7 protein-coding genes are annotated in these 5,611 nt (G+C 71.9%); 6 read left to right on the top strand and 1 reads right to left on the bottom strand.

Annotation, left to right across the window (positions count from 1 at the left end; all coding sequences use genetic code 11):
• The 6 genes from ABDW35_RS31065 to ABDW35_RS31090 form a co-directional block, all read left to right on the top strand.
• Positions 1 to 584 (top strand): branched-chain amino acid ABC transporter permease (locus tag ABDW35_RS31065; RefSeq protein WP_343717714.1); only part of this gene is annotated, 584 nt, incomplete at its 5' end.
• Positions 581 to 1,333, top strand: coding sequence for an ABC transporter ATP-binding protein (locus ABDW35_RS31070; protein WP_343717715.1), 753 nt, complete (start codon positions 581 to 583; stop codon positions 1,331 to 1,333). The genes ABDW35_RS31065 and ABDW35_RS31070, both read left to right, overlap by 4 nt.
• Positions 1,326 to 2,051 carry an ABC transporter ATP-binding protein gene (locus ABDW35_RS31075; protein ID WP_343717716.1) on the top strand — a complete coding sequence of 242 codons (726 nt, stop codon included), beginning with the start codon at positions 1,326 to 1,328 and terminating at the stop codon, positions 2,049 to 2,051. The genes ABDW35_RS31070 and ABDW35_RS31075 overlap by 8 nt, the downstream gene beginning before the upstream one ends.
• Positions 2,052 to 2,068: 17 nt before the next feature.
• Positions 2,069 to 3,166, top strand: coding sequence for a 5-methyltetrahydropteroyltriglutamate--homocysteine S-methyltransferase (locus ABDW35_RS31080; protein WP_343717717.1), 1,098 nt, complete (start codon positions 2,069 to 2,071; stop codon positions 3,164 to 3,166).
• A 209-nt stretch (positions 3,167 to 3,375) separates the two neighbouring features.
• Positions 3,376 to 4,101 (top strand): SDR family oxidoreductase, encoded by a 726-nt coding sequence (locus ABDW35_RS31085; RefSeq protein ID WP_343717718.1) that lies wholly within the window; start codon positions 3,376 to 3,378, stop codon positions 4,099 to 4,101.
• Positions 4,098 to 5,147 (top strand): S-adenosylmethionine:tRNA ribosyltransferase-isomerase, encoded by a 1,050-nt coding sequence (locus ABDW35_RS31090; protein WP_343717719.1) that lies wholly within the window; start codon positions 4,098 to 4,100, stop codon positions 5,145 to 5,147. Before ABDW35_RS31085 ends, ABDW35_RS31090 begins: the two co-directional genes overlap by 4 nt.
• Positions 5,148 to 5,306: 159 nt before the next feature.
• Here the strand turns inward: ABDW35_RS31090 and ABDW35_RS31095 are convergent.
• The coding region (locus tag ABDW35_RS31095; RefSeq protein WP_343717720.1) for a 2-oxo acid dehydrogenase subunit E2 at positions 5,307 to 5,611 on the bottom strand (305 nt) is incomplete at its 5' end.

The following is a 5,611-nucleotide window of genomic DNA, read 5'->3' on the forward strand; positions in this document are numbered from 1 at the left end:
AGGCCGCGGGCCTCACCGGCGGCGCCGACGGGCTGAACGGCATGGCGGTCCGCCCGATCCTGGGCTGGTTCGAGTTCGACCTGTACGGCACCACCGCCTATGCCTACAGCCTGGCGGTGCTGTTCGTGCTGTTCCTGTTCGCCCGGCGGGTGGTGCATTCGCCCTTCGGCCTGTCGCTGAAGGCGATCCGCGACAACCGGCTGCGCGCCGCCGCGGTCGGGGTGCCGGTGGCGCGGCGGCTGGTCGGCATCTACACGCTGTCGGCCGCCTATGCCGCGGTCGCCGGCGCGCTGCTGGCCCAGACCACGCAGTTCGTCTCGCTCGACGTCTTCGACTTCCACCGCTCGGCCGACGTGCTGCTGGTGCTGGTGATCGGCGGCGCCGGCTACCTTTATGGCGGGCCGGTCGGCGCGGTGCTGTTCCGCTTCCTGCAGGACTGGATCTCCGGCCTGACGCCGCAATACTGGTCGTTCTGGCTCGGCGCCTTCCTGGTGCTGCTGGTGCTGGTCGGGCGCGACCGGCTGGTGCAGGGACTGCGCCGACCTCTTGCCCATCTCCTCTCCCGCGTCGGAGCCGGGCGATGACCGCGGCGCTGGAGACCATCGGCCTGATGAAGCGCTTCGGCGGGCTGGTCGCCACCAACGACGTGTCGCTCAAGATCGCGGTCGGGGCGCGGCATGCGCTGATCGGCCCGAACGGCGCCGGCAAGACCACCTTCGTCAACCTGTTGACCGGGGTGCTGGCCCCGAGTGGCGGCCGGGTGCTGCTGGGCGGCGAGGACATCACCGGCCTGACGCCGCACCTCCGGGTCCGCCGCGGCCTGGCCCGGACCTTCCAGATCAACCAGCTGTTCCCGGAGATCACGCCGCTCGACACGATCGGGCTGGCGGTGGCCGAGCGCCTGGGCCGCGGCGGCGACTGGTGGCGGGTGGCCGGCGGCAAGGCCGAGGTGATGGACGAGATCCTGGCCATCGCAGAGCGCTTCCGCCTGGGCGACGTGCTGCAGGCACGTACCGCCGCCCTGGCCTATGGCAAGCAGCGCCTGCTGGAGATCGCCACCGCCTTCGCCTGCCGGCCGCGCGTGCTGCTGCTGGACGAGCCGGCGGCCGGCGTGCCGGAGGCGGAGCGGCACGAGCTGCTGGCCACCATCGCCGAGCTGCCGGCGGATGTCTCGGTGCTGCTGATCGAGCACGACATGGACCTGGTGTTCAGCTTCGCCGACCGCATCTCCGTCTTGGTCAACGGCACGCTGCTGACCGAGGGCACGCCCGACGCCATCGCCGCCGACCCGCAGGTGCGCGCCGTCTATCTCGGGGAGGCGGTGGATGGCTGAGCTGCTGGCCCTGAAGGACCTGGTCGCCGGCTATGGCGAGGCCGTCGTCGTCTCCGACGTGTCGCTGACCCTGGCCGAGGGCGAGGCCCTGGCCCTCCTGGGCCGCAACGGCACCGGCAAGACCACGCTCTTGAACAGCATCATCGGCGTCACCCGCCGCTTCGGCGGCAGCGTGACCCTGGCCGGGTGCGACCTGACCCGGGCGCGGCCGGAGGACCGAGCGCTGGCCGGGATCGGCTGGGTGCCGCAGGAGCGCAACATCTTCAAATCGCTGACGGTCGAGGAGAACATGACCGCCGTGGCCCGCCCGGGCCCGTGGACGCCGGACCGCGCCTACGCCCTGTTCCCGCGGCTGAAGGAGCGGCGCGGCAATCTGGGCAGCCAGCTGTCGGGCGGCGAGCAGCAGATGCTGGCGATCGCCCGCGCCCTGATGCTGAACCCGAAGCTGCTGCTGCTCGACGAGCCGACCGAGGGCCTGGCGCCGATCATCGTCGAGGAGCTGCTGGCGGCGCTGAAGCGCATCCTGCGCGACGAAGGCATGGCCGCGATCGTGGTCGAGCAGCACGCCCAGAAGATCCTGTCCGTCACCGACCAGGCGGTGATCCTGGAGCGCGGCGCCATCGTCCACGCCGCCCCCAGCGCCGTGCTGAAGGCCGACGAAGCCGCCCTGACCCGCCATCTCGGCGTGACCCGCAAGGGGCCGCGCCCGCACGCCTGACCGAGGAGGACCATCTCATGCCGCAGACCCCGCCCTTCCGCGCCGACATGGTCGGCAGCCTGCTGCGCCCCGCCCCCCTGAAGGACGCCCGCGCCCAGCACGAGCAGGGCGCGATCACCGCCGGCGAGCTGCGTGCGGTCGAGGACCAGGAGATCCGCAAGATCATCCGCCGGCAGGAGGAGATCGGGCTGCAGGCCGTCACCGACGGCGAGTTCCGCCGCGCCTTCTGGCATTTCGACTTCCTCGAGCATCTCGACGGCGTCGAAGGCTACTGGGCCGATCACGGCGTGCAGTTCCAGGGCACCCAGCTGAAGCCGAAGGGCATCCGCGTGACGGGCAAGCTCGGCTTCTCGGGCCACCCGATGCTGGAGCATTTCCGCTTCCTGAAGGCGAACACCGCCCGTGTGCCGAAGATGACGATCCCGTCGCCCAGCATGCTGCATTATCGCGGCGGCCGGCAGGTGATCGACGCGGCGGTCTATCCGGAGATGGAGGATTTCTACGCCGATCTCGGCCGGGCCTATGCCGGCGCGGTCGCCGCCTTCGCCGCCGAGGGCTGCCGCTACCTGCAGCTGGACGATGTCAGCTTCGCCTATCTCTGCGACCCGGAGCAGCGGCGGATGCTGGCCGAGCGCGGCGACGACCCGGTGCGGCAGCCGGCGATCTATGCCGCCATGCTGAACGCCGCCATCGCCGGCCGGCCGAAGGACATGGTGATCACCATGCATCTCTGCCGCGGCAATTTCCGCTCCACCTTTATCGCCTCGGGCGGCTACGAGCCGGTGGCCGAGCGGCTATTCAACGAGATCGGCGCCGACGGCTACTTCATGGAATGGGACACCGAGCGCGCCGGCGGGTTCGAGCCGCTGCGCTTCCTGCCCAAGGGCAAGCGGGTGGTGCTGGGGCTGGTGACCTCGAAGACCGGCACGCTGGAGAAGAAGGACGACATCAAGCGCCGGATCGACGAGGCGGCGAAATTCGTCGATCTCGACCAGCTGTGCCTCAGCCCGCAATGCGGCTTCGCCAGCACCGAAGAAGGCAATGTCCTGGCCGAGGACGAGCAATGGGCGAAGCTGGCGATGATCGTGGAGATCGCACGGGAGGTGTGGGGATAAGTCACTCCCTCATCGTCATGGCGAGGAGGCGAAGCCGACGTGGCCATCCAGTCCAGGGGCCAGTGCGAGCGGCCCTGGATGGCCACGCCCCTTCGGGGCTCGCCATGACGGCTTCAGAAATTATCAAAGTCAGCACTTGCAAATCTCCTTGACCTAAACCGCACTTGAACTTGTACCGATGGAGGCTCCCGATGACAGGAGCATCCATCATGCCTATCGATACCGATCTGCGGCGGCTGCGCGTGGCGGTCACCGGCGGCACCTCCGGCCTGGGGCTGGCGCTGGTGCGGCTGCTGACCGCGATGGGCGCGCGCGTGGCCTTCGTCGCCCGCGGCGCCGAGGCCGTGGCCCGCACCGCGCGCGAGACCGGCGCCCAGGGCATCGTCGGCGATGTCGGCCGCAAGGAGGACATCCACCCGATCGCGCTGCAGGTCACGGCCGGCCTCGGCGGGCTCGACGTGCTGATCAACAACGCCTCCAGCCTCGGCCCGGCCCCGCTGGCGCCGCTGGCCGACACCGACTGCGAGGACCTGGAGCAGGCGCTGGCGGTCAACCTGGTCGGGCCGTTCCGGCTGACCAAGGCGCTGTTCGGCGCCCTCGCCGCCTCCGCCCGCCAGGGCCGCGGCGCGGTGGTGCTGAACATCTCCAGCGACGCCGCGGTCAACGCCTATGCCGGCTGGGGCGCCTACGGCGCCAGCAAGGCCGGGCTGCGGCACCTGACGGCGATCTGGGCCGAGGAGGCGCAGGCCGAGGGCGTGCGCTTCCTGTCGATCGACCCCGGCGACATGGACACGCCGCTGCATGCCCTGGCCGTGCCCGACGCCGACCCGTCGACCTTGAAGATGCCGGAGCTCTCCGCCTCGGAGATCGTGCAGGCGGTGCTGGCTGCCCTGCCGCAGCGGGCCGCCGAGCAGCGCGTCGGGGAATCCGCATGATCCCCGCCGACCGTCCCGACCATCCGGCCGCCCGGCTCTGCGCCGTCGATGCCGGCGGCCGGATCCGGCACCTGCCCCGCGCCGCGCTGGCGGCCGTGCTGACGCGCGGCGACCTGGTCGTGGCCAACGATGCCGCCACCCTCCCGGCCAGCCTGCACGGGCTGCATGCCGCGACCGGCCGGCCGGTCGAAGCGCGGCTGGCCGGCTGGGTGACGCCCGGCGACCCGACCCGCTTCGCCGCGATCGTGTTCGGCGCCGGCGACCACCGCATCCGCACCGAGGAGCGGCCGGCCCCGCCGCCGCTGGCGGCCGGCGACCACCTGTCGCTCGGCCCGCTGAACGCGGTGGTGGAGCGCGGCCTCGGCCATCCGCGGCTGGTGCGGCTGCGCTTCCTCGGCCGGCGCGACCAGGTACTGGCCGGGCTGGCCCGGCACGGGCGGCCGATCCAGTACGCGCATGTCCCCGAACCGCTGGCGCTGTGGGATGTCTGGACCCGCATCGCCGCCGACCCGGTGGCGTTCGAGCCGCCCTCGGCCGGCTTCGCACTGGACTGGGCGCTGCTCGCCGCTTGGCGCCGGCACGGCGTCGGCTTCGCCACGCTGACCCATGCCGCCGGCATCTCCTCCACCGGCGACCCGGCACTGGACCGCCGCCTGCCCTTCGACGAGCCCTACCGGATCCCGGAGGCGACGGCCGCGGCGGTGGCGCAGGCGAAGGCGGCGGACCGCCGCATCATCGCCATCGGTACCACCGTGGTCCGAGCTCTCGAGGTGGCGGCGGAGCCGGACGGCACGGTGCGCGCCGGCGACGGCATCGCCGCCAACCGCATCGGACCGGGGACGAGGCTGCGCGTGGCCGACGCCCTGCTTACCGGCATGCATCAGCCGGGCGAGAGCCATTTCGAGCTGCTACGCGCCTTCGCCCCGGACGGCGTGCTGGACGGGCTGCCGGCCGCCCTCGCCGCCGCCGGCTATCGCGGCCATGAGTTCGGCGACGTGATGCTGATCGAGCGGCAGGCGCGGGCGGCTGGGTCGGTCGCGGCCTGAATCGACGGCTCCCCCTCACCCTCCCGTCGCCAACGCGACGGGCCCCTCCCTCTCCCCGAGGAGAGGGAAACCAGGGCCGAGGCTTCTTCACCTCTCCCTCGGGGAGAGGTCGAAATCGCGACAGCGATTTCGGGTGAGGGGCTGCCCCCGGCCGCGCCGTTACTCCGCCGGCCAGGTCTCGATCGTCTCGACGAAGCGGGTCAGCCAGGCGTTGGTCTGGGCGCCGTCCAGAGCGCGGTGGTCGATGGTCAGCGAGACATAGGCCATCGGCCGGATCAGCATGGCATCGGCGCCGCCGGCCTCGCGCACCACCACCCGCTTCTCGACCTTGCCGACGCCGAGGATCGCCACCTGCGGCTGGTTGATGATGATCGGCGCCGCCAGGAGCGAGCCGGAGACGCCGTGGTTCGAGATGGTGAAGGTGCCGCCCTGGACATCGGTCGGCGCCAGCCTGCCGGCGCGGG

The sequence above is a fragment of the Inquilinus sp. genome, assembly GCF_039594555.1.
GTDB lineage: Bacteria > Pseudomonadota > Alphaproteobacteria > DSM-16000 > Inquilinaceae > Inquilinus.